This is a genomic window from Agarivorans sp. 2_MG-2023, from assembly GCF_030548085.1.
Classification (GTDB): Bacteria; Pseudomonadota; Gammaproteobacteria; order Enterobacterales; family Celerinatantimonadaceae; genus Agarivorans.
This window is the reverse complement of the sequence record NZ_JAUORQ010000013.1, coordinates 69,828-94,500: the sequence shown is the minus strand read 5'-3', so window position 1 is coordinate 94,500 and position 24,673 is coordinate 69,828. Positions and strand designations below refer to the sequence as shown.

Here is a 24,673-nt window from a genome sequence, read left to right as displayed (position 1 = left end):
AGCAAGCTCAACCACTATTTGGAGACAATCATGTCTAAAGACTTTTTTAGTTACGCCGTTGGTGTGGGAAGTAAAAACGCAAAGGGCCAATGGCTAGAAGTTTTTTATCCTGCTCCTGTATTAAACCCAAGTGAAGCAGAAGTAAGCACCCTAACCAAAGATTTAGCTTACAACAATGGCAAACAAGACATTGAACTAGACGACGCAGCCTTAAACAGCCTAATCGCCAACTCAGAAGCACTAGGCCTTAAAGAACAAACTATCGCTTACCAAGCTTTATTAGGTAGCACTCAGCCACGTGTTCTTTGTTTATTAAGTGAAGATAACGCTGCAGAGTCGACTCCTGAAGCATATTTGAAGCTTCATTTGCTGTCTCACCGCTTAGTTAAACCTCACGGAACAGATTTGAGCGGCATTTTTGCAGTTCTTCCAAACGTGGCGTGGACTAATCAAGGTGCTGTTGATTTAGCCGAGCTACCAAGCCGCCAGTTGGCCGCACGCGCTAAAGGCGAATTGCTACAGGTTACCTCGGTAGATAAGTTCCCTAAAATGGCTGATTACGTAGTCCCAAGTGGCGTGCGTATTGCAGCTACTTCGCGTGTTCGCCTTGGCGCTTACATTGGAGAAGGCACTACTATTATGCATGAAGGTTTCTGTAACTTTAATGCGGGAACTGCCGGAACCAGTATGATTGAAGGTCGTATTTCTGCTGGCGTATTTGTAGGAAAAGGCTCTGATTTAGGTGGCGGTTGTTCCACCATGGGTACCCTATCTGGTGGTGGTAACATTATCATCTCGGTAGGAGAAGAATCACTGATTGGCGCAAACGCAGGAACTGGCATCCCATTGGGTGACCGCTGTACCATTGAATCTGGCTTGTACATCACCTCGGGAACCAAAGTTATCCTGATAGATGAAAACAAACAGCAAGCTGGAACAATTAAAGCGCGAGAATTAGCCGGCAAGTCTGACTTACTGTTCCGCCGCAACAGCATCAGTGGCGCGATTGAATGTTTAACCAATAAAACAGCTATTGCCTTAAACGAAGAGCTACACGCTCACAACTAATCGATTGTAAACTCGATCAGCCTTTGCTGTTCGAGTTTAGTTCCCCTATCCCTCTTCCTTGTTAAAAACCTTCTTAGTTCACACTCCTTCTATTTTTATTGGGCTATGCTGCTATATACAGACTCTGCAGATGATTACCGCGGTTACTGTATTCAGCACTAGAACAACGACTCGCTACGAAGGAAAATCTATGTATAAAAACTTAAAGAGTATTGGGATCACCAATCCAAGTGATATTGAGCGCTACAGCCTTCGTCAAGAAGCTAATTCAGACACCCTCAAAATCTATTTCCATAAGGAAAAAGGTGATTTTCTTACTCGCAGTGTAAAATTTAAGTACCCGCGACAGAAAAAAACAGTACTAGTAGATGGCGGCAGAGGAACTTACAAAGATACCACTGAGATCAATCCTAACCTGCGCTTTATTGTTGAAGAGTTAGATAAAATTACCCGTAGGGAACAACAAGAGAAAGATACTAAACAACAAGTGCTTGCAGAACTGAAACACCTAGAAAAGGTAGTCACAAATAAGATTGCCGAAATAGAAGCAAAACTCGAACGGCTTTAAGTTCTAATAAACCATTAAAAAAGGAGGCCTAAGCCTCCTTTTTGTTTAAGCATTTTTAACCGTTAAACAGTTTGTAAGTATGCTTCCATGTCTGTTTTAAGATTGTCTGATTTAGTGCCAAAAATAGCTTGAACACCTTGACCAGCAATCACTACGCCCGCAGCTCCTAAGCCTTTCAACTTAGCTTGGTCAACTGACTCAACAGATTTAACTTGAATACGTAAACGTGTGATACACGCATCTAAGCTTACGATGTTAGCTTTGCCACCAAAGGCATCTACTAAGCTCTTAGACATTTCATCTTCAGATACCGCAACCGCTGCAGTTGCATCATCTTCATCTTCACGACCAGGTGTTTTCAAGTCTAACTTAGCAATTACTACGCGGAATACGGTGTAGTAGATAGCTGCGTAACCCAAACCAATTACTGGGAATAACCAGAACTTCTGAGCATTAGTAGATAGCACGATGAAATCAATCAAACCGTGAGAGAATGACGTACCGTGAACCATGCCTAAAGAGTTAGTGATTACGAATGCTAAACCAGCAAGTAGCGCGTGGATAACGTAAAGCACTGGTGCTACGAATAGGAATGCAAATTCAATGGGTTCGGTAATACCGGTTAAGAATGAAGTCAGCGCAGCTGAGATCATAATACCGCCTACTTTAGCGCGGTTTTCAGGTTTAGCAGCATGCCAAATAGCAATAGCGGCTGCAGGTAGACCGTACATTTTAAACAAGTAACCACCAGCTAATTGACCAAAGCCATTACCGGCAGCGCGAGATGCTTCGTCAGCTTGTAGGTAACAAGTTAATACACCGTTAGCCACATCGCCAGCGGCAGTTGTACACTGGCCCGCTTCAAAGAAGAACGGAACGTTCCATACATGGTGTAAACCAAACGGAATCAATGAACGTTCAACAATACCATAAATACCAAAGGCTAAGGTTGGGTTCTGCTCTGCTGCCCAGTGAGAGAACGCTGCAATGCCGCTACCAATCGGTGGCCAAATAAATGCAAGTAATACACCTAGGAAAATAGTGAGGAAGCCAGTGATGATTGGCACACTGCGCTTACCGGCGAAGAAACCTAAGTATGCAGGCAATTGAATACGGAAGAAGCGATTGAATGCCCAACCAGCAACAGCACCCGCGAGAATCCCACCAAGCACACCTGTATTGATCGTTTCAACGTCCATAACTGGCGCCATAACGGTCAATGTTTTTTCCATAATGGTAAAGCCAACAATCGCTGCTAATGCGGCAACACCGTCGTTGTTGGTAAAGCCTAAGGCAACACCTACGGCAAACAATAGTGCCATGTTACCGAATACAGCATCACCTGCGTTCATCATTAATTGAGATACGATATGCGGCATCCAACTGAAGTCAGCCGCGCCGACTCCTAGTAAAATACCCGCAACAGGTAGTACTGATACGGGTAGCATCAGTGCCTTTCCTACCTTTTGCGCTTGTGCAAACAAATTTCCAAACATAGTTAGCTCCTAGTGGGCTGATAGTGTACTGAATAAAGCCTTAGCCATTTTCCTTAAAAAGGCCAATTTTAGAGCGACTTATAGTTAATTATTATGAAGTAGTCGCTAAATTCGTTTTATTACGATTTCAGGGCTTAGTTTAGGGACTTACGCAACAGAAAAATGCGATTTGGCACAAGTTAACCCGCACTTTTTGTAACGCTTTGTAACACTTATTTTCATTGTCGATATAAAGCTCACATCTGGTAACAAGGCTGTTTACATCCCGCGTTTTCCTGCTTCCTTAAGCAATTTTCTGCACATCCGTCCAGAAAGACCACAGCAACATAAAATATTAAAATAAAGTAAAAATAAGAAATAAAATTTCGCATAAATCAACCCAAAAAGCATCTGAAACCATTTTCATGCCACCAGCGTGAGGAAGATCACACGACAAAATCTAAATCTACTGCGACAATACTTTCGACATAATGTTCCGCAGGAATTGGAATTTACAGAACAGGGTGCTTATTTATGTCCATATTTGGAAATTAATACACATAAGGTTTATGTAATGAAATTAAAAACACTTTCTATTGCCATCGCTACTGCCGCGATGTCTTCTCAAGCTATCGCAGCAACTCCAGAATTTAACGGTTACATGCGTTCAGGTATTGGCGCAACCGGTTCAGGCGGCGACCAAATGTGCTTTCAAGCAGACGGTTCACCGTATAAGCACCGCTTGGGTAACGAATGTGAAACTTATGCAGAAATAGCCCTTTCTGCGCCTTTATATGAAGAAGGCAACAAATCAATGGGTGTGCATACTTTACTAGCTCACTCTGTAGACCAACGTAACGATTGGGAAGAAAGCCCATCTGCGGTACGTGAAATGTATGTTTCAGGTCAAAACATGGTTGAGTCTTTCGAAGGCTCTAACCTTTGGGCTGGTAAGCGTTTCTACCAACGTCGTGATGTTCATCAACTTGATTACTACTACCTAGCTAATGCTGGTGCAGGTGCGGGTATTGAAAACATCGACCTAGGCTTTGCTAAGCTATCTGCAGCGTGGGTACGTAATACCTCTGAAGCTTTGTTTGATGCTAACATTGCCGGTGAAGGCAAGCAGATGGCTGAGTTCTCTGGTAACAACTTAGATTTACGCTTAGACGGCATTAATACTAACAGCAATGGCGAGTTAGGCCTTGTTGGTATTTACGGCACATACTCAGAAGCAGATGACCAAGACTTCCGCGTAGAAAACCAAAAAGACAGCGGTGTGTTCTTGATGGCTGAGCACACCCAAGGTAACTTCTTCGGTGGTTTTAACAAACTATCTGTAGCTTACGCAACTGATGCAATGGCTGGTATCGGCGCAAGTGGTCAACTACGTGGCTTCTCATACGAAGAAACTGAAAAAGAACCAACTTCAGACGCTAGTTACTTAGCGGAAAGCAACGAAGGTAGCTGGTACCGTATCTTAAACTGGGGTGTTGTAGACTTAACAGAAGCAGCTGCGCTTTCTTACGTAGTGAACTACGAAAACTACGATAAAGATGACAACAAGGGTTCTACGCTATTCACTGTAGGTATTCGTCCACAGTACAACTGGAACAACAACCTATCTACTATTCTAGACCTTGGCTACGACATTGTAGAATTCCAAGATGCAGCTATCGCTAACGGTAGTGAAGACAACAAATTAGCTAAAATTACCGTAGCGCAACAGTGGCAAGCGGGTCCAAATGTATTCGCTCGCCCTGCCCTACGAGCATTTGCTACTTACGCAAAATCTGACCAATACATCTCGCGCGATTCAAGCTCGAAAGATGAAGTAACATTTGGTTTCCAAGCGGAAGCTTGGTGGTAAGCCAATAGCCTAAAAAATGCCTATTTTTAGCCCTCGCAAGAGGGCTTTTTTATACTTAATAGGCACAAAAAAGCCAGCTACATTAGCTGGCTATTTAAACTTTACGATAGAACAGTTCTACTTGTTCTTAACTGCCTCAATAAAGGTATTACGCGCTGAACGTGAACCGGCATACTCTGCTTCTTCTACTAACTTCAGTGCTTTTTCCACTTCGTCTCTAGACACCATATCTTCGATAAGATTGTTATAGAAAGATTCGGTTTCAGGCAGCATCGCTTTTTTCAGGCTACGACTGTCTACTGCTACCGCATTCGCAGAGTTACTGGATGATGTGACTGCTGCGGCGCTAGTTGCACTAACAGCCGCTACACTGGCATCGTTTGATGGTGCCGGTAATGGTTCCTCTTTCTTACCACCAAACCATGCATTATCGGAAAAAACGGTAGAAGCAGAAGAGTTAAACGCAACACTAAGCATACCCATTACAGAGTGCGGAATTAATGGATCAGGTAATCCAGGATCGGCCTTAGCTTGAGCTTTTGCGTAGGTTCTCGCAGGGTGAACAATTTGAGTCTTCTCGCTTAGTGATTGGTCAGTAGTATAAACTACCATATACCGCTCACGCTCCTCCGGTAAACCTGAAGCCAAACGAACTTTAAATGAACCAGCTAATACGTTCGGTTTAAAGTGTTTTGCTTCAACATACTTAAAAAAGTCTGATGGCAGCACACGTAATACTTGGAAATTTTCATTCAAAAGCACAACGGTTGGAGCAAAAACTGTCTCCCCAATTTCGGCCTCTAAAGTTACTGGAATGTCTTCACCTAAACGCGGCAACTCATAAGCTACGATAAAGCTTTTTCCAGAGTTAAACTGAAAAGCCTGCCTAGAGTTATCGATTGCTTCTTCAGATTGGTAATCATAGTTAATCGATTTGAAATCAATTTGCTCGAAACTATTACAACAAACTGGTGCAGCATCTAATGTGCGCTCAGTAACAAGCGTATCAGCGTAAAGATAGCGAGTATCGGCACTACCAGATAGCAAAGAGTCATCTGTTCCCGAACTACATGCAGCTAAACCGACCATCGACGCTAAAACTACAACACCAAGTTTAGTTCCCATTACTACCTCCTAAAAAACTAAAAGACCCTTAAAATAGAGTATTTTAAGGGTCTTGACTAGCGTTCTAACTAATTAAGTTAAAATGCGGTGTTTACCACCAAGCTTCAACTTGAGCGCCGTACATTAGGTCATTTTTCTCTTGAGCCATGTCGCCACCGAACTTCGCTACGAAGATACGGATTTCAGGACGTGCCCAGAAGCCACCTTTTTCTTGAAGAGGAGACCAAGCTTGAGCTAAAGCAACCTTGTTAAGGTCTTGGCTTTCGCTCATCCATGGGTCTTCAGCATTGTAGTATGCAGCTTCAAGGATTGTGCTCATAGTGTTGTTCCACAAGTAACGTGGACGTAATGTTACGCCGTAACGAGTACCATCGCTCTTGTTGTTATCACCCGCGTCATCTTGATCAAGTTGCGAGTAAAAAGCAGACCAACCCATATCTACATTGCTACCAAATTTAACCACACCGTGGTCAATGATACGCCATGATTTACGACCTAAGTCACCGCCGCCGCCAACATTGTATGAATCACCTAGGTGGTTGTTCATACCGTAACCTGACCAGCCATAACCTTCAGTAGAGTATTGCGCTACTAATTTGTTAAAGCCACCAGGTAGGCCTACAGCCCATTCAGCAGTTAACTGAACGCCAGTTTTGTCGTTGTAGCTACCTTCAGTAGTTGCGTCTTCTTGAGCATCGCTCAAGTTCGCTTTACCACCCATAGCGATTAGGTCAATAGAACCTAAACCGATATCGATACCGCTTAAACGAACATCCAATTGTGGAGTTGAAGTGTATGGGTTGCTGCTATCAGCACCACCAGCTACGTCATGCCATTTGTTATGACGAACAGCAATACCTAGACGAGCGAAACCTACATCGATGCTATCAACACCAGCGCCGTAACCAGAACCATTTACGTAGTACCAATCGTTGATGTGAACATCTTTACGACCGTAGTAACGGTTACCAGCCCAGATTTCTGTGCCGCTAGCCATAGTGTATTTAGCGTAAGCTTCACGGAAAGATAGACGTTGACCAGACCAAGGGTCTGTAGCTTCACCTACGCCCTGCCAAGAGTTACCGCGTTGGTCTGTATTACCTTCTTGAGTGCCGTAAGCAACCAAAGTGTGAATAGAGAATTTTTCACCAGTATTACGTTCAACAACATTTTGGCTCAAAGATAATTCAGCGTAAGTATCACACTCATCACCTAAACGACCAACAACGTGAGCGTTAGGGCCACCGTCGCCATAACAGTACTGTGAACCACCGTCAGCGTTCAAGCCGAAGCCCGCACGGAAGTAACCATTGAAATCAAGAGCGAAAGCGCTTGAAGATATTGTTGCCGCAGTAACTGCAACAGCAAGTGTTTTCAGTTTCATAATCCTTTCCTTTTCCTTTAGAACTACTAAGTCCCTTACCTTTTTAAGTAAGAGCCAGCGGTGCATTTGTTAAGAGTGCTTATATCCGCTAACTGAGATGGATTATAGGGAGGCTGCACAGACACAACTTTGAACCTGATCACAGAATGCTTTTTCTGAAAATCGCTTGAAAACAGGGGTTTCACAGCTAAAAACAAGCTGTGGATCACATCATCAAATGACCATAAGAAAAGCCATGAAAATGCTTTCAATCACAAAGAAAAGGCTTTCAGTAGGTTAATTACTAAAAAAATAGGAAATATCGACTAATATTTAAGGTTAAGGTGTAAAAAAAGTAATTTTTTTACACGACCTTGAAACCCTTTTCAAAGTTCCATTTGGGTTTCATTAATGTGATACAGATCACTAATAAAAGTGGAACTATTTCCAGTTCATTAGCTTAAACATCTGTTTCCACCGCTCAGGTCGGGGACAAACAATGCTGATATTCTGCTTTGTATAGGGATGGACAAAGCTTAATTGATTAGCAATTAACCATAAACCAGCATGGTTCAAATCACGGAATAAGCGGTTATGGCGGCCATCGCCATAAGTGGTATCACCGATGATGTGATGACTTAAGTGGTGCATATGTCGACGAAGCTGGTGCTTTCTTCCAGTTTCCGGTTTAAGTTCCACCAAACTGTAACGAGATGTTGTAAATTTTCCTGAGGGGTATGGAAGTTCAGATTTTTGTAAGCCTTTATAGTGAGTAATGGCTGATTGAGCAGGCTTATCCTGCTGAGCTTTACCGTCTACCATTTTATCTAGCTTTTCTTTTAGCGGGTAATCGAGTACGTGTTCACCCTCTATATAGCCCCTCACCACTGCAAGGTAGGTTTTCTTTATTGCATGTTCGGCAAATAACACTGATAAATGTTTCGCAGCTTCTGAAGATTTAGCCATTATTAGCACACCGCTAGTCGGTCGATCTAAACGGTGAACCGGATAAACATATTGCCCCAGCTGGTCACGCAGCATTTGCATCGCAAATTGAGTGGCTTCTTTGGCAATCCAACTTCTATGAACAAGTAAACCCGCAGGCTTATAAATCGCTGCGTAATGTTCATCTTGATACAAAATATCTAACTCAGCAGGAATGGGCTCGATGTGATCTTCAGCAGTTTCAATAATGTCGTTCATTGATGAAAGCACTCATCAAAAGCCTTGATACTGGTGAGTAACTCACCAGTATCAAAATCTAATTGTTTAACAAACTCTGCGGCATAAGGATATATGTCGACTTTCTGCGGTAATTGGCTACCAGATTCTATCAACGCATGCATTCGAGGGATGAGTATGAACTGCAACCACTGCGGCAAACTTAAGGTATCAACACAAAAAGGTTGTGAACTTGCGAGAGCGGTTGCGCTTGGCTCAGACGTTTGCCAACAATTACATTTCTTGAGGCTGGTTTCTAATTGATTTAGGCACAGTAAAACAGAGTCAGGCATAACTAAAAGAAGCTTCTATTAAAAGCAACATTGTAACACTGCTTTACACAGCTGGCACCGTTAAGCCTATTGATTGCCCTAAAGCCTATAAATGTGGATACTTATGCCACATTGATGACTGAAGCCTAAGAACATGAATAAAATAACTACATTAAGCGAAATCCTCCAGCTCTCAGGGAGTGAACTACGCGTTTATGAAATGGGTCGACAGATACATCACATATCCAATCAAGACTTCTATCAAATAGAAACAGCAAAACAGCCCTACCCTGCCCCTATTCAGCAGCATGCCCGCTTTGCCTTATGCTTTTGGCAAAAGCAGCAATCTGATACACCTTATATATGGTTTCTACAACTTCCAGTTGATGAACAAGGTTTTATTAACCTAGGTGCACGTGATCAGTTTATACAACTAGTGATTGATGCAATGGGTCATCAACTCAACCAAGAACCGACGGAAGAGCAACAGCAGGCATTAGCCAATAATCAATACATCTACAAACCTATTGAAGAAAAGCTGGCATATTTTAATGCTGTATATAAGAAAGACTGTCAGTTACCACCTTCAGAACATTACCTAGCCGTTCGCCGTTACTTAAGTGCAGATAGCTCATGGAATAACTGGCAAGCCCTCGCCCTGCAAGGTGTAGCAGATGTCATTGCGCGTTTAGATAGAGATGAGAATAGTAAATTATTAAGCGCTGCATTCCATAAGTTGCCCATTGAAGTGGCCAATAAAACGCTAGAGTTGCTAGAACATGCCAGCATCGATCAACAACTGAGCCAATGCGTAGCCCAAAGCCATGCTGAACAATTAGAGAAAGATGAAGAATTAGCTAGCCTATATTTAAGAGCCTTAGCTGGGTCGTCAGTTACGCAACTAATTAACAAATCTATTATGCTTCAGTTAGAAAATGCGGCGTCAATTCATAGCTTTATTGCAGTGGCTGGTCGTTTGTGGCAACAACTCGCTGAACCAAACATGCTTAAAGCGTTTCTCGAAGCCTTATCCAAACAACAAGATCCTGAGTTGTTTCAACAGATCTTTACTGACTTAGTATTTATTCCAAGTCTACGTAGTTTTGTATTGGCACAGCTTAGAGATCCGAGTAACTCCCCAGAGCTACAAGTCGCTATTCAGCAGCTACTAGACTTATACCAAACACCTGTCCGCCATTAGGGAAACATAGATGTCTCAACAAATTGTTCTGTTAGCCATTAAATCTTTAGTGGATGATAATAAGCAACCTACTTTGGCTTTAGTAAAAGGCCGTTTAAATTCTCGACAACCCATGCCATTGGTCATTGAGGCAATAAATGCCTATAAACGTGACCCTAGTATTATTGAGGGTTTGATCCCAGCAGAGCCAGCTGTTACTTCCACCAATACTCCATCGATGGAAAAGCGCGTTGCGGAGCTTGAGTCTCAAGTAGCATTTTTACTAGAACGCGTAACACAACTAGAAGCTAATCATTAAGCATGTATTTAACGACCGTAGAGTTTGAGTGTTATGCAGATACCACTATTAGCCAAGCTGAAAAAGCCATAAACCAAGTACTGGATTGCTGGCGCTATAACGGACAAATTATTGGCCGAGAATTCCCAGTGGTAATAAAAGACGCAACCTTTAGTACTCGAGTAGTTTGCCCTGAAGAAAATAGTTTGCTAGAAAGCCACCAAAGCGCACAGGTTAAACGTGCTAAACAAGCCTTGAGTGATGTAGGTTTACTTAGCCCCAAGATAAAAAGTTTGGGCCGAGATATTAACTCTGATGACAGCGACTTATGTGAATCGCCCTCTTGGCAAGTGCTGTACACCAACTATTTACAAAGCTGTTCACCGCTGCGTTGTGGCGACCATTTCACACCTATTCCTTTGTATCACCTACCCGCAGTAGCCAATGGCGATCACAAACAATTAGTAAAATGGCAAGAAGACTGGTCAGCTTGCGATCAATTACAAATGAATGGCAGCATTCTTGAACATGGTGCACTAGTGGAAATGAGCAGTACCAAAAGTCGCTTGTTTAAACGTGGTAGCGACTTATGCAAGCGGCTGGAATACCTCACTAAAACCCCCACCTACTTATACTTGTATCGCGTTGGAGGTGAAAGCTTATCCGCTGAGAAGGCTAGAGCTTGCCCAAGTTGTGGAGGCCAATGGAGATTAGAAGAGGTTGAGCATGATATATTTGATTTTAAATGCGATAGCTGTCGCTTGGTGTCAAATATATCATGGGATTTCAAACGTTAACTCGCTAGGGTCAATTGGGCTAAAAAGTCGTCTAAACTACTCGCTAATACACGGTCGATGCCTTTACCCAATTGCTCTAACACCACTTCACCCGAATCATTATTGATACTCACAACTTGCATTTCATCGTCAGTACTAGCAATAAATACGGTCTCATTCTGCTTTAATCTGCGTTGCATTAACACATGGCCAATAATGTTTTCGAGCAGCATATCAAAATCTTGTTCATTCCAAGCTTGTACCAGCTCAATACGATTATTTTGAAAATCAACCGCTAAGGTTTCAGAAAAATAATCACCATAAAACGCTTTAATACTGGGGTGAAGAGTTAGCTCAAGCGCAGCTTCAATCCCAGAAAAATCCCCAGTTTGCTCCCTTAGTACTGGGTGCCAATGTATTTGCTCATCAACAGGCTCACCCACGGTACAAGGAGACAACCAATCGTTATCGTATTCAACTTGTGGATAAGACGAATTTTGCCACTCACGCTCAAACTTGGAAAAAACTGCTGTTAAAGGCTTTGATATCACGCTGCTCATAGATGTGTTTCACTTAGAATTGAGATAGACTAAGCCTAACCAATTCGATGTAACAACACCATGAAAAAGCAGCCCCTAAACACTTCAGAACAGTTAAAAGACAGTTTGAGCCTCGGTAAACCTACCGACTATATTAGCCATTACTCACCCAGCTTATTGCAAGGTGTGCCACGTACACTTAATCGCCAACAAATACGCCTAGACGAAAGCCAAGACTTACCTTTTAATGGGTACGATTTGTGGAATTTATACGAACTATCGTGGCTAAACGATAATGGCTTACCTGTTGTTGCAGTAGCTGAAGTTAAAATTGCTGCTAGTTCGCGTTGCTTAATTGAATCCAAATCTTTCAAACTCTATTTAAACAGTTTTAATCAAAGCCACTTTAGTGACTTTTCTGCTGTAGAGAAAATACTGAAAAAAGATTTAAGCCACTGTGCTGAAGGTGAAGTAGACGTGACTATTTTGCCCATTTCAAGCGCAATGGATAACTCAGCGATGCCTGGCGATAATATCGATAATCAAGATATCGCTATCGACAACTATGAACTGGATCCAAGCTTGTTAGAAAACGCTTGCGACCACCATCAGCGAGTAACGGAAACACTAAACAGCCATTTGTTAAAATCTAACTGTTTAGTCACTAATCAGCCAGATTGGGCCAGTGTTTACATCCATTATAATGGACCTAAAATTGAGCAAGAAGCGCTGCTTCGCTACCTAATATCATTTCGACAGCACAACGAATTTCACGAACAATGTGTGGAACGTATATTCACCGACTTAATGCATTATTGCCAACCCAGCAAGCTTACTGTTTATGCTCGATATACGCGCCGCGGCGGCTTAGATATTAATCCTATGCGAAGTAACGATCCTGAAGCTACCGCTCGCTTAGGAAATTGGCGCTTGCTTCGTCAATGAGGATATTTAGTTTCTTGAAAGCACATTTTAGTATTTGGCGTTTATTGGCTTTAATCTGCGGCATACTGTCGGCTAATACCCAGGCTTACGAACATGGATTTGTACATGTTCCAAAAGCCTTAGAGCCGCTACGCCAATTACTCATTGCTAACCCTAGAATGTGTCTACAACAAACTAAACAGCGCTTAGAGCAACAGCAAAACAGCACCAAACAAAGTCCTGAGTCGAAGAGCATTGAACTGCTCACATTACAACTTGGCGCGCTATGTTCTTATCGTATTAGCGATACCAAACAGGCTCAGAGCTATATTGACCACGCCATTTATCTAGCAAAACAACAACAGCATCAAGCCCACCTAACCCAAGCCTATATTATTGCCGCGTTGGTATTAAGTGGTGATCCCAACAGAGCTGTAGAAACTAGAAGCTACATTGAATTAGCGCAATCTAATCTTGAAAAGCTAAAGATTTTTCCACTGCCAAACATGCGCTTCCAGCTACAAAAAGTACTGGCGTTGTTTTATCAAAGCCAAGGTAAAAGCAACGAAGCTAAAAGCTACTTACTAAAAGCAAAAGAAGAAGCTTACGCCAGTAAATCAGTCATTTTAAGAGCTTGGTCAGAAGCTTTGCTAGCCAACTACTACCTAATAAACAACCAGCCTGAATTAGCACTAAGTCATTTAAGTGAGGCTGAACTTGATGACGCAGATGTAAAAACCAATGAAGCCTTGCTCCTAAGTAGCTTATTAAAAGCCAATATTGCCCGAGTATATTTGGGCCAGGGTGAATTGGCCATTGCAGAACAAATTCAACAAGATGCCATCGCATACGCAGTAACACTTGGCAACCTAGACCTGCAAGCTGAAGAGATCGCCACACTGGGTAACATGGCAGAGTTAACCGGTGATATTGATGCAGCTTTAGTGCACTACCTCAACGCTAAAGATATTGCCAAAGCGAATAATAACCTCCATTTGCTAGCCGACGTAGAGCTGCAATTAGGTCAAACCTATATGGAACTGTCGAACTATACGCCAGCTTTAGTGCACCTGCAGATTTCGCGACAGCTTTATACCACTTTGAATCAACCCAATAAGCTGTTACGCAGCCTTTTACTATTGGGTGAGTTACACATCAACAATAAAGAGAATGGCTTGGCCATTTTGCAGCTGGAAAAAGCCGAACAACTCGCCAATACCATGGGCTTAACCAGCAGCCACAGTAAAGTGTATAAGTTACTCACTCAAGCTTACGAAGAAAATGGTAACTACGCCCTAGCCTTAGAGCAATTTAAGGTTTATCACAGCTTAAATCAGCGTTATCAGCAAATTCGAAATGAGTTAAAACGAGAACAATTCAAGCAACACTATCAATATATAGAACAAGCCCAACAGCTATCTGATTTAACTCGAGAAAAAGCCATTATCTCGCAGCAAAGTAACTTTCAGCAGCTCATTTTAGTATTGGTCTGCGTTTTTGGCATTATGCTGCTGTTCCTATTTTTAGTCACAAGACAAAAACTATTAAGCCGCAATGCATCACTCAAAGAGCTGAAGTTAAAACTCAATCACCACCCTATTACCGGTTGGCGGCAGTTAGCGCATAGTGAAACACCTTTACTGTGCTTGCGTGATAATCAAGAAAACAAACAGCAGCCCCGTATTTTGCTCATGTTATCTATAGAAAAAATCGGTTTAGTAAACCATCAAACGCTGGGCTTTAAATCTCATCGGGATTTAATCAAGTTGTTCGTTGAAGAGCTTATTACTGATTTGGACGGCGATTTCCACCTAGGGCACATTAACGATAAGCAAATAGTATTGTGTATCGAGCAGGGTCGTAATACGCCTCAAAAACTGAGTCAGCATTTAAGTGAGCGCGCTGAAAAATGCGCTGAAACGCAAAAAATTGAACTAATCTTAGCTATTGGTAGCTGTATGTTGCCATTTTTAACTAAAGCTGAAGATGCAATTGACGATATAGGTATGACTGAAGTTGTATGGTTAGCGCTTGAAGGTGCTCAGCAACTCTGTACACAAACAAATAGTAATCAGTGGGTCGAGCTCACTGCAATGAGTGGATCACACGCTGCATTCTTTTGTAGCGATGTGACTCAAGATGTAAAACAAGCCATTTCTAAAGGCTTGGTGAAAGTGAATGCATCTGCTGATAAGAGCCTCATTAATTGGTAAACTTTTGATAACACTCAACTACAATTAATGACTTGTTAGCATCTGTAGTTATCGAATATCTCGTGTTATGCTAAATTTTTATGTTAGGCACGCTAGGATGTATTGGTTTTAACGATGAGCGATATCATCACTATTAAGAAGCGACTTGCGTTGGTGAGAAACGAAATAGACAGTTCCAACAACAATCCTTCAGACCAAGATGCAAAGGTTAGAATGGAAAAAAAAGCAATAAGCCAGCTAATTTCACGCCTATCAAAAATTTGTTATGGCCTAGACGAACAGCTCGATCAAAAACTTCAACAACTTATCGAAGACGTTGAACAAAACGATGACCTGTCGGCTATCTCTCAATACCAAAACGAATTAGATGGCTTGTTTAAACAACACGGCGAGACTTTAAAAACTCTACTCGCTCATAATCAACGAATCATTAAATCTTCTGGTGAATCTTTAAAACGCATTAACGGCTTACCGCCCCAGCTGCGTCGCAAACTCACAGATTTTTTGGAACAAGAGCCCGCTTACTCACATGGTGATAATCAGCAACGCTTAGAGCAGCTGTTAAATTACTATTATCAAGCCTTACTGAACAAGCCCGCTTTTGGCGGCGCTCCAGCAGGAAGCACCGATAATGTTGCATCAGTAAAACCCAAAGAGAGTGTGCTTAATAGTCGCTTACATAAGCGAATTTGTGATGACCTACAGCGCTTAATTACTGAGCTTGATTACAGTGGCGATGTTGGCACCAAACTTGGCCAAGTACGTTCCGATTTACTGGTAGGTGTAGAGCCTGATGAACTGCCAAGCATGTGCATTAAGGTCATTCAGCTCGTCATTGAAGGTAGCCGTGAAGAACGCAAGGCCTCGCAAGAGTTCTTATACTCATTAAACGAAAGTTTAGGAGGAGTTCACGATCAGTTTAATGACTCACTAAGCCAATCTAAATCAATTCATAAAGATCAAAAGCAAAGCGATGGCTTGCTTAAAAGCCGCTTGTTAGAGTTGGGAGCCGAAGTACGTTCAAGTAACGACTTAGACGCCCTAAAAAACTCAATTCAAAGCCGACTGATTCAAATTGCTGACGTCTTTAAAGAAAAAGAACAACTAGAGCAAAAAACTACAGATTTACTCGAACAACTGACTGATGTTGAGCTAAAACTACGTTTAGTGCGTGAAGAAACTCACGAGTATAAAAAGCGCTTAAATGCTCATAAACATAAGCTATTTATCGACAGCCTAACCCAGGTCTACAACCGCGCAGCCTTAGACGAACGTTTAGAGCTTGAGTACAAACGTTGGAAGCGTTACGGCTACAACTTAGGCATGGCAATTATTGACATCGACCACTTCAAATCTATTAATGATAAGTTTGGACATATGGCTGGTGATAAAGCACTTAAGGTGATTGCCCGGGCCCTGCAAAATAATTTACGAGATACAGACTTCTTAGCTCGCTTTGGTGGTGAAGAGTTTGTGTTACTTATGCCAAATATCTCGCCCGACGCTGTACTAGTGCCTTTAGATAATATTCGAGAGCAAATAAAAGCCCTCCCCTTTAGATTTAAAGACCAACAAGTATCGATTACTGTTTCTATTGGCGCAACCCTGTTCAAAGAAAGCGACAAGCCCTTAGATGCTTTTGAACGCGCCGACCAAGCCTTGTATGAATCCAAGAGCAGCGGCCGTGACAAAGTTAACATAATCAGCTAGTTAGTTTCGACTAAAGAGGAATAACACAACGCTTACATCACACCTCACGCTATACTGTAATATGCAAATTGCAAAATTACCCGTGAGGTGTTGATGATTACCCATATAAATCCTGTAGGCAGTATGAACTTACTGTCGAAGCTTGAAGTAGACCAACTCACCTTAAGTGCCTCCGAAGATATTTATCTCCTTTACCGAAACTGTAGCCTTGCTGTGCTCAACTCTGGTAGTAAAACAGATAGCAGCCGAGAAATTTTAGAGCGCTACAAAGATTTTGAAATTAACGTCCTGAGCCGCGAGCGAGGGGTTAAGTTAGAACTTGCCAATGCGCCAGAAGAAGCTTTTGTAGATGGCGAAATTATTCGTGGTATTCAAGAACACTTATTTAGCGTATTGCGCGACATTCTCTATGTCTCTAACGAAATCAAAGAACAAGCTCATTTAGATCTAAACCAATCATCCCACATCACCAATTTAGTGTTTTCAATGCTGCGTAATGCGCGGGTTATCCATCCTCGCACCGAGCCAAACTTAGTTGTTTGCTGGGGTGGTCACTCTATAAATGCAGTTGAGTATCAATATACTCGAGAGGTTGGCAGCCAATTGGGTTTACGAGAGTTAAATATTTGCACCGGCTGTGGGCCTGGCGCTATGGAAGGGCCAATGAAAGGTGCTGCTGTAGGCCACGCTAAGCAACGGGTAAATGATGGCCGTTATATTGGCCTAACAGAGCCAAGTATTATCGCGGCTGAGCCACCTAACCCTATCGTCAACGAACTCATCATATTGCCCGACATTGAAAAGCGCTTAGAGGCATTTGTTCGTATGGGGCATGCCATTGTCATTTTCCCAGGGGGCGCAGGAACCGCTGAGGAGCTGCTATACATACTTGGCATTATGATGCACCCAGAAAACGCCCGCCAACCGCTACCGATAGTTTTAACCGGCCCTAAATCTAGTGAAGAGTACTTTAAAAGCATTGATGAGTTTATTGGCGAAACTTTAGGCCATGAAGCTCAGCAACGCTATCAAATCATCATTGACGATTCTGCTCGAGCAGCTCAAGTCATCAAACAAATGATGCCAAAAGTGAAGGATTACCGCCGAGCGATAGGCGACGCTTACTCTTTTAACTGGAGTTTAAAAATTGACAGCGATTTCCAGCATCCCTTTGAGCCTTTACACAAAAATGTTGAGAAGCTTAACTTACACTTTGATCAAGCGCCGCAAGATTTGGCAGCAAATTTACGGCGCGCATTTTCTGCCATTGTCAGTGGTAATGTCAAAGATGAGGGAATAAAACAAATCGAAAAACATGGTCCTTTTATTATTGACGGCGACCCTAAAATAATGGAAATGTTAGACAAACTACTACAGGACTTTGTTGCTCAACATCGAATGAAACTACCCGGTAGCCACTATGAGCCTTGTTATAAAATAGGTAAAGCAAAGTGATAGCACCTTGGCAACAGGGGCATCAGCGTGGCTAAGCAACTGGTCATTATTGATGCCTTAAACTTGATTCGTCGTATTTATGCGGTGCAGCAGCAACGTACACCTGATGCATCCTTAGCCAAAGCGACAGAGCAAGCACTAACCAGCGCCTGTAAGCGAATCATCACAACTCTAAAACCGTCACACATTATTGCCGTGTTTGACGGTGACCGCTGTGCTTGGCGCGAAGACCTATATCCCGCCTATAAACAAAACCGCTCGCCAATGCCAATAGCGCTCGCCGAGCAACTTGAAACGCTAAAAGACCATTTACTAGACATAGGCATTGACTCCATTTCAGCCCCTAATGAGGAAGCTGATGATATTTGTGCCACCCTAGCCAGTAAAGCCGCTAAGGCAAACTACCCTGTTACCATTATCTCAACAGATCGTGGTTACTATTCGTTGCTTACCCAAGGTATTAGTTTGTACGACTACTTTCGCCGCGACTATGTATCCATCGAAGAGGTTGAAACAAAGTTTGGTATTAAAATAAATCAGCTCGGTGATTACTGGTCTTTAGTCGGCATTAACAGCGTAAACGTAAGTGGTGTTCCGGGTGTTGGCAATAAAAGCGCTCAAACGTTATTGGAACGCTACACTAACACCGCAGATATCCTCGCAGAAGCCCAACCAGACAAGTTAGTCGCCAAAGTACAAGCCAATAGTAGTGCGTTGTTATTAGCTAAACAGCTTCTTAGACTTAAAACAGACTTAAAACTAGGCTTCTCTCTCAAGCAACTTCGCTATCAAGCTTCCATTCCCTAAGCATCATCGTTCACTACCAAGTATTTGTTAAACTTTGAATAAGGTTATTTGGAATATTGGATATTCCAAATAAACCCTACCTTTTAGATAAGATTTAGATGATTTTATCTTTTAAAGGCAAATGCTAGATGTCTAATAATTCAACTCATATACAACGAAATGAATCGTTGCCAAAAAAACTCTTAAGGATTGGGATAAAAACCTGCAAAAGTCTTATTAAAACAGCTGCGGCCCTAGGTATTTTAATTGGCTCATCAGTGCTGTTATCTAAACTAGCAACTATTCATGGTAAAGCCTTACCAGAGGACTATTTTTCTCAAGGTTATCCAACCATCTTGAAGTTACTCGATTCTGAAATATTCATGGGTTTTGTCTTTTTCGTCACAGTGGCAATTTTGGTTTACCTTGCCTACTTATTCTGGTGCCTACATGAGGTCGCTGTACATAAAGCAGCCAAAATGTCGAGCGCCCATACTCAAATCATTTTTGCTCTTTCTCTATGTGGTTTATTCATCGATAAAACCTGGTGGGTACTCGCTATCATCATCGCCTTTGCGCGTTGGGACGTATTAGCTAAAGAGCTATCTAATATTATTCGCAATGGTCGCGCTATCACTAAGCGTGTGGAGGAATAAATCATGAAAGAGATTATGCTCCCGTATATCTTAATCTGTTGGATACTGGTAAAAACAGGGGTTATTCAATGGACCTTACGTAATGCGGTTATCACCGTTAGTATCGGCGTAATGTTGGCTGCGGCCTTGTTTACAGCACACCGTTTTTGGTCACCAGCCGACCTTACCGACAGTACAACCGTAAAAGCACCACACGCTGTGCTAAGCCCTTTATTTGGGCAAGAGGTAGAAGAAGTTTTTGTTGTACATAACCAAATGGTTAAGAAAGGCGATCTTATTTACACCCTTAAAACCGAAGACACTGAATCTCAAGTTATCGGTTTAGAAGCCCAGAAGAAAGCTGCCGAAGCAGAAATACTGGCGTTGATTTACCAAATCAATAACGACAAGAAAAACCTTCAACGTTTAGAGAACTTAAGTGAATTTGCACAAGAGTATCAACGTGATGATTTACGAACCAAAATTGAACAAACCGAAGCGAACGTATTGTCGGTAAAAGCCCAAATGCTAAGCTTAGATGCGCAAATGACCAATGCTAATTGGCAAAACGAGCGCCGAGAAATTCGTGCGCCATTTGATGGTCAGTTATCGATTACCAATATCGTAAACGGCACGCGTGTAGGTAATATGCACTTATACGATACCAACAAGAAATTTGTAGAAATGCGAATCGCCGATCAAACGTACCGCGGCATACAAGTGGGTCAGTTTGCTGAATTTTATGTTGATGCTTACCCCGGTGAAATATTCCGCGGTCGAGTGCATAGCTTAACAACGGGTACTGGTGAAGCGCGCGTTTCAGTAATAAACGGCTCACAGCAAGTTCGCCGACACGTGGGTAACAACATGGGCTCACACGGTCGAACCATTGTCATCGAATTCGAAGAGCCGGAAGGTTACAACGTGCCTATTGGCGCTACCGGTTCAGGCTGGGTTTCGGCTAATAAACCACATCCAGCGCTTGGTTTTATGGATATTATTGGTGGGGCAACTGTACGCTTAAAAGCCTTTAAATCATATTTGTCAGCGATTTAAACGCCACAACAAACCTAGAGTAGCGCTCCCTTCGCTACTCTACTACTCGCCCTGTAAGGCTAACCATTCGCTATTGTGTCGGTCGATAATTGACGAAATCAGATTTGATAGCCATTGCTGTTTAGCCGAATAACGAAGCGAGCTCTTCATGATCAATGCAACATCAATATTCAACTGATGCTGTTGGCTTTTTTCATAGTAAGGTTCGTATTTTAAAGTGAAACAATTGCCCATCAGTTGATCTAACAATATATGGCTATCAACAATAATGCCTACTTCTATCGTGGGATCTAGTGCCTTAAAATGGTCTTGATGCTCGTTCACTCCCGAGATGAGAAACTTCACGTACTCGCCAGATTGATTACCATGAAAATAGCCCGCCCCAGAGTGAATTCTTTTTTGGTAAAAAGACTGAGGTTTATCATTGATAACATGTAAGCCAAGGTCTACTTCTTCGCGTAGAATAAGCGATTCGCTATTAGCGCCCCACTGCCTCATCTCAATCACTGCTGATGTTTGCTCTCTTATCGCGTCGATGATTTGTTTGCCTAAGGTAATCAAATAAGGCTCAACAATATGCAAGGTCACTTTACTGACACTTGATGGTTCGAATTCATCGGGTTCAAGAGCAAGATCTACATCTACCAAAGCGCGCTTTAATTTAGGAGCAATGGATTCGGCATAACCAGTCGGTTGTAATTCCCCAGCATGCCTCACAAACAAAGGATCATCTAATTGCTCTCTTAACTGAGCCAACACCTTTGAAACATAAGATTGTGACCGCCCTAGTTTACGCGCGGCTTTAGTGGTAGAACGAGTGTGCATTAACGCTAAAAAAACGTGTAAAGCATTTAAATCTTTCATCTAAGCCCTGGTTATCCCATAACATTTAGCTAAAGCTACCTTAAAAAAGTCTTCTTGGCTAAACCATTCAAAGTAGTTTTTTGATCTATAGTTTATTTAGTCGCATGCACACAAGCTTGTCCAATAAGGCCAAGCTTTTGCAGAAGATGAAAATAAATATAGGGAAATATAAATGAGCGCCAAGGCAAAGATCCTCTACTTAATGGGTTTGTTGTTCTCCATTATAATTCTACTCATCTCCGCCGTTGGATTTATTAATTTTAAATCTGCTTCTGTAGTCAATTACACCGCCCAATTGGACGATCAAGCGTTCCTTATCGCGAAAGCGATTGAACAGAAAATGGACCGTTATTTTGATGCCTTGGATTTAAAGGCCGCCGAACTTCCAGTGAGTGCCTCTGGCAAAGTAGATGAAAAACAACTAATGGTGTCGCTACATGCGATGAAGAACAAATTAGGCGTGCTTAATGCCTACATCGGTTTGGCTAGTGGAGACACTTACGCTGCCAGCAATAATGGCATTATTCCTAACTTCAACGCTAAAAAGCTCAATCGCGAATGGTATACCCGTGGTATGGCGAATGAAGCTAAAATTGTTACCACACCTTATACCAGCAGCACCGGTGATGTTGTAATGGCGGTAGCTGTTCCAGTGCAGCGCGATGGCAAAGCGATAGGCATTTTGGCGGTTAACCTTGCCTTAAATCAGATAACAACGTTTATTGATGGCTTATCGGAACAAAATCAGCTGTTTGTAAGCCGAGAGGACGGTTTCATTATTGCGGCTAAATATACTGATTACATTGGCAAAAACCTGTTTGAATTACGCCCCTCCTATAAACAGTACAATACAATGGACTCAAGCCAGCATGACTATGATTTTGATGGTAACGAGTATTCCGTGGTTTCAGCAAAAGCATCCACACTCAACTGGACAGTATGGGCTTGGGACCGATGGGATAGTATAAACCAAGCCTCTAACCGTAATCTTGTGATCACCGCCTCTCTTGCGGTAGTGCTAATTATTGTCGCCTTAGTGATTACCTACTTTGTGGTCATCCGATTAATGTATGCCCCGATTGGCGGCGAACCCTCAGACATAGAAACCATTGTGCAAAACATTGCCAAAGGTGATTTACGCTATTCGGAGCAGCAAACTGGAAATGAAACCGGGATTTATCATGCGGTACTGGCCATGGTCAAAAACCTCACCAGCATCGTTACCGGCATTAACACCGCCACCGAGCAGTTAAATAAATCGTCATCCCTTATTCACGAGTCAGCCTCAACGGTAAACACCAGTTCTGAATCACAAATGATGCAATTGGAGCAAACGTCAACGGCAATGAACCAAATGACGGTAACTGTAGATGAAGTAGCACGTAACGCACTTCAAGCCTCAACGGCAGCAACTGAAGCCAACGAACACTCCCAGCAAGGCATTAGCGTAGTCAACGAAATGAACAACAACATTAACTTGCTAGTTGGCGGTATCGAAAAAGTTCAGGAGGTGATTAACAAGCTAGAAATGGAAACAGAGGGCATTGGCCGAATATTAGAGGTAATTCGCGGCATTGCTGAACAAACCAACTTACTAGCGCTTAATGCGGCGATTGAAGCAGCACGCGCAGGCGAACAAGGCCGAGGCTTTGCGGTAGTTGCCGATGAGGTGCGTAATCTCGCTAATCGGACTCAAGATAGCACTAATGAAATTCAAGAGATGATTACCAAGCTGCAAACCGAGGCGAAAAACTCCGTATCATTAATGCAAACCAACGCCAAAGATGCTCAACTCACCGCAGAAAAATCAGACCAAGCAAATCAAGCCTTAGAAGCCATAAGTAGCTCAGTGTCAGTGATTCATGACATGAATACTCAAATTGCCACAGCCGCTGAAGAACAGACCCTAGTAGCGGCAGAAATTAACACCAGTATTGTCGGCATCAACGATTTAGCAAAAAGCACTTTCGATAGCTCGGAGAACAATACCAAAATGGTTGAGGAGCTCACTGAAATTGCCAATACACTGAATAAATCCATTGAGGTTTTCAAATTATAAGTCTTAACAAAGCTGGCTAAAATTTAGTCTTAAAATCAAGCTAATACCTTAGTATTAGCTGAATCCTTTTGAGTATTGAGTTAAAAAAATGTAAACTCTGTGTTGCCCGAAGACCTCAATTGTCGGGCAATAACACGGAGTGTTACCTCCTCCCCTTAGATAATAAAAAATGCCTACGAATTAGGAAGAGATATGTCAACAAGACGAATCACCGTAATACCAGGAGATGGTATTGGCCCTAGTATTATCGAAAGTGCAATCGCTATCATGGACAAAGCGGGTTGTGGTTTTGAATATGATTTTGCCAACGCAGGGCTTACTGCGTTAGAAAGTGATGGCAGCCTGTTACCTGAGAAATCCCTACAACTCATCGAACAAAATGGCATCGCACTAAAAGGCCCACTCACAACACCAGTGGGTACCGGCTTCACCTCTATCAACGTTTCAATGCGTAAACATTTCGACCTTTACGCCAACATTCGTCCAGTACGCTCTTTTGTAGGTACTAAAGCGCGTTACGAGAACATTGATATCATCACCGTTCGTGAAAACACCGAAGGGATGTACTCAGGTATTGGTCAGAAACGTAGCGAAGACGGCACTAGTGCCGAAGCGATGAGTGTTATTACGAAAGATGGCGCAGAGCGCATCGTAAAATTTGCTTACGAATTGGCGCGCCGTGAAGGCCGTAAAAAAGTCACCGCCATTCATAAAGCTAACATCATGAAATCAACTTCTGGTTTATTTTTAGAAGTAGCACGTGAAGTTGCTAAGCAATACCCCGATATTGAGTCGGAAGAAATGATCGTTGATGCCGCATGTATGAACCTAGTAATGTACCCAGAGCGCTTTGACGTAATGGTAACTACTAACTTATTTGGCGACATATTGTCTGACCTATGTGCTGGCCTAGTGGGCGGTTTAGGTATGGCTCCTGGCGCTAATATTGGTGAACGTGCAGCAATTTTTGAAGCGGTACACGGCAGTGCTCCCGATATTGCAGGCCAAGATATTGCTAACCCAACATCGGTTATTTTAGCCAGTATTCAAATGCTTGAATACCTAGGTATGGAAGACAAAGCCGCAAACATTCTAAAAGCGCTTACCGAAGTAATAGCAAGTGGTGACCGTACCACTCGTGATTTAGGTGGCACAGCTGGCACCAAAGAGTTTACTCAATCGATTTTAGATCGTTTATAAACTTATTATCGATTCA

22 protein-coding genes are annotated in these 24,673 nt (G+C 42.5%); 15 read left to right on the top strand and 7 right to left on the bottom strand.

Annotated elements, in window-relative coordinates; all coding sequences use genetic code 11:
- The first annotated feature begins 30 nt into the window (after positions 1-30).
- Positions 31-1,068: a 2,3,4,5-tetrahydropyridine-2,6-dicarboxylate N-succinyltransferase gene (gene dapD / locus Q4549_RS18075; RefSeq protein ID WP_303553796.1), complete on the top strand. Its 1,038-nt coding sequence runs from the start codon at positions 31-33 to the stop codon at positions 1,066-1,068.
- Between the two features lie 190 nt (positions 1,069-1,258).
- Complete coding sequence (locus Q4549_RS18070) at positions 1,259-1,636, top strand: DUF3461 family protein (protein ID WP_137672848.1); 378 nt, start codon at positions 1,259-1,261, stop codon at positions 1,634-1,636.
- A gap of 62 nt (positions 1,637-1,698) precedes the next feature.
- On the opposite strand, the gene ptsG is transcribed toward Q4549_RS18070, so the two are convergent.
- On the bottom strand, positions 1,699-3,132 hold the full coding sequence (ptsG, locus tag Q4549_RS18065; RefSeq protein ID WP_303553795.1) for a PTS glucose transporter subunit IIBC: 1,434 nt from the start codon (positions 3,130-3,132) through the stop codon (positions 1,699-1,701).
- A 553-nt stretch (positions 3,133-3,685) separates the two neighbouring features.
- Between ptsG and Q4549_RS18060 the strand changes: the two genes are divergently transcribed.
- Positions 3,686-4,981: a maltoporin LamB gene (locus tag Q4549_RS18060; protein WP_303553794.1), complete on the top strand. Its 1,296-nt coding sequence runs from the start codon at positions 3,686-3,688 to the stop codon at positions 4,979-4,981.
- A 117-nt stretch (positions 4,982-5,098) separates the two neighbouring features.
- Here Q4549_RS18060 and Q4549_RS18055 read toward each other — a convergent pair whose 3' ends face one another.
- The 4 genes from Q4549_RS18055 to Q4549_RS18040 form a co-directional block, all read right to left on the bottom strand.
- Positions 5,099-6,106 (bottom strand): MalM family protein, encoded by a 1,008-nt coding sequence (locus Q4549_RS18055; protein ID WP_303514866.1) that lies wholly within the window; start codon positions 6,104-6,106, stop codon positions 5,099-5,101.
- Between the two features lie 91 nt (positions 6,107-6,197).
- Positions 6,198-7,490: a carbohydrate porin gene (locus tag Q4549_RS18050; protein WP_303553793.1), complete on the bottom strand. Its 1,293-nt coding sequence runs from the start codon at positions 7,488-7,490 to the stop codon at positions 6,198-6,200.
- A 420-nt stretch (positions 7,491-7,910) separates the two neighbouring features.
- A complete protein-coding gene (gene truC, locus Q4549_RS18045; protein WP_303553792.1) occupies positions 7,911-8,672 on the bottom strand; it encodes a tRNA pseudouridine(65) synthase TruC in 762 nt (253 codons plus the stop codon).
- Positions 8,669-8,983 carry a YqcC family protein gene (locus tag Q4549_RS18040; RefSeq protein ID WP_303553791.1) on the bottom strand — a complete coding sequence of 105 codons (315 nt, stop codon included), beginning with the start codon at positions 8,981-8,983 and terminating at the stop codon, positions 8,669-8,671. Before Q4549_RS18040 ends, truC begins: the two co-directional genes overlap by 4 nt.
- A gap of 133 nt (positions 8,984-9,116) precedes the next feature.
- On the opposite strand from Q4549_RS18040, the gene Q4549_RS18035 reads away from it, so the two are divergent.
- Genes Q4549_RS18035 through Q4549_RS18025 form a run of 3 tightly spaced genes read left to right on the top strand, consistent with a single transcriptional unit; the run spans position 9,117 to position 11,237 of the window.
- The gene (locus Q4549_RS18035) at positions 9,117-10,163 is read left to right on the top strand and encodes a DUF3549 family protein (protein ID WP_303553790.1); all 1,047 of its coding nucleotides are present in this window, start codon (positions 9,117-9,119) and stop codon (positions 10,161-10,163) included.
- Positions 10,164-10,173: 10 nt separating this feature from the next.
- Positions 10,174-10,461: a hypothetical protein gene (locus tag Q4549_RS18030; protein ID WP_303553789.1), complete on the top strand. Its 288-nt coding sequence runs from the start codon at positions 10,174-10,176 to the stop codon at positions 10,459-10,461.
- Between the two features lie 2 nt (positions 10,462-10,463).
- A complete protein-coding gene (locus Q4549_RS18025) occupies positions 10,464-11,237 on the top strand; it encodes a Zn-ribbon-containing protein (protein WP_303553788.1) in 774 nt (257 codons plus the stop codon).
- Here Q4549_RS18025 and syd read toward each other — a convergent pair.
- Positions 11,234-11,776 carry a SecY-interacting protein gene (syd, locus tag Q4549_RS18020; protein ID WP_303553787.1) on the bottom strand — a complete coding sequence of 181 codons (543 nt, stop codon included), beginning with the start codon at positions 11,774-11,776 and terminating at the stop codon, positions 11,234-11,236. The two genes, Q4549_RS18025 and syd, sit on opposite strands and share 4 nt — an antisense overlap.
- A 60-nt stretch (positions 11,777-11,836) precedes the next feature.
- Here syd and queF point away from each other — a divergent pair, with 60 nt between their 5' ends.
- The 7 genes from queF to Q4549_RS17985 all read left to right on the top strand — a co-directional run bounded on the left by queF (position 11,837) and on the right by Q4549_RS17985 (position 20,534).
- Positions 11,837-12,700, top strand: coding sequence for an NADPH-dependent 7-cyano-7-deazaguanine reductase QueF (gene queF, locus Q4549_RS18015; RefSeq protein WP_303553786.1), 864 nt, complete (start codon positions 11,837-11,839; stop codon positions 12,698-12,700).
- A 14-nt stretch (positions 12,701-12,714) separates the two neighbouring features.
- Positions 12,715-14,892 carry a hypothetical protein gene (locus Q4549_RS18010; protein WP_303553785.1) on the top strand — a complete coding sequence of 726 codons (2,178 nt, stop codon included), beginning with the start codon at positions 12,715-12,717 and terminating at the stop codon, positions 14,890-14,892.
- Positions 14,893-15,006: 114 nt separating this feature from the next.
- Positions 15,007-16,602, top strand: coding sequence for a GGDEF domain-containing protein (locus Q4549_RS18005; RefSeq protein WP_303514889.1), 1,596 nt, complete (start codon positions 15,007-15,009; stop codon positions 16,600-16,602).
- Positions 16,603-16,695: 93 nt separating this feature from the next.
- Positions 16,696-18,057 carry a nucleotide 5'-monophosphate nucleosidase PpnN gene (ppnN, locus tag Q4549_RS18000; RefSeq protein ID WP_303553784.1) on the top strand — a complete coding sequence of 454 codons (1,362 nt, stop codon included), beginning with the start codon at positions 16,696-16,698 and terminating at the stop codon, positions 18,055-18,057.
- A 27-nt stretch (positions 18,058-18,084) separates the two neighbouring features.
- Entirely contained in the window at positions 18,085-18,864 is a 780-nt protein-coding gene (xni, locus tag Q4549_RS17995) for a flap endonuclease Xni (protein ID WP_303553783.1), read from the top strand.
- A gap of 257 nt (positions 18,865-19,121) precedes the next feature.
- Entirely contained in the window at positions 19,122-19,499 is a 378-nt protein-coding gene (locus Q4549_RS17990) for a magnesium transporter (protein WP_303514894.1), read from the top strand.
- Between the two features lie 3 nt (positions 19,500-19,502).
- Positions 19,503-20,534 (top strand): HlyD family secretion protein, encoded by a 1,032-nt coding sequence (locus Q4549_RS17985; RefSeq protein WP_137672832.1) that lies wholly within the window; start codon positions 19,503-19,505, stop codon positions 20,532-20,534.
- A gap of 42 nt (positions 20,535-20,576) precedes the next feature.
- Here Q4549_RS17985 and Q4549_RS17980 read toward each other — a convergent pair whose 3' ends face one another.
- Positions 20,577-21,398, bottom strand: a complete 822-nt coding sequence (locus tag Q4549_RS17980) for a LysR family transcriptional regulator (protein WP_303553782.1) — start codon at positions 21,396-21,398, stop codon at positions 20,577-20,579.
- 172 nt (positions 21,399-21,570) lie between these two features.
- Between Q4549_RS17980 and Q4549_RS17975 the strand changes: the two genes are divergently transcribed.
- Positions 21,571-23,457 carry a methyl-accepting chemotaxis protein gene (locus Q4549_RS17975; RefSeq protein WP_303553781.1) on the top strand — a complete coding sequence of 629 codons (1,887 nt, stop codon included), beginning with the start codon at positions 21,571-21,573 and terminating at the stop codon, positions 23,455-23,457.
- A 192-nt stretch (positions 23,458-23,649) separates the two neighbouring features.
- Entirely contained in the window at positions 23,650-24,657 is a 1,008-nt protein-coding gene (locus Q4549_RS17970; protein WP_137672829.1) for an isocitrate dehydrogenase, read from the top strand.
- Positions 24,658-24,673 lie beyond the last annotated feature (16 nt).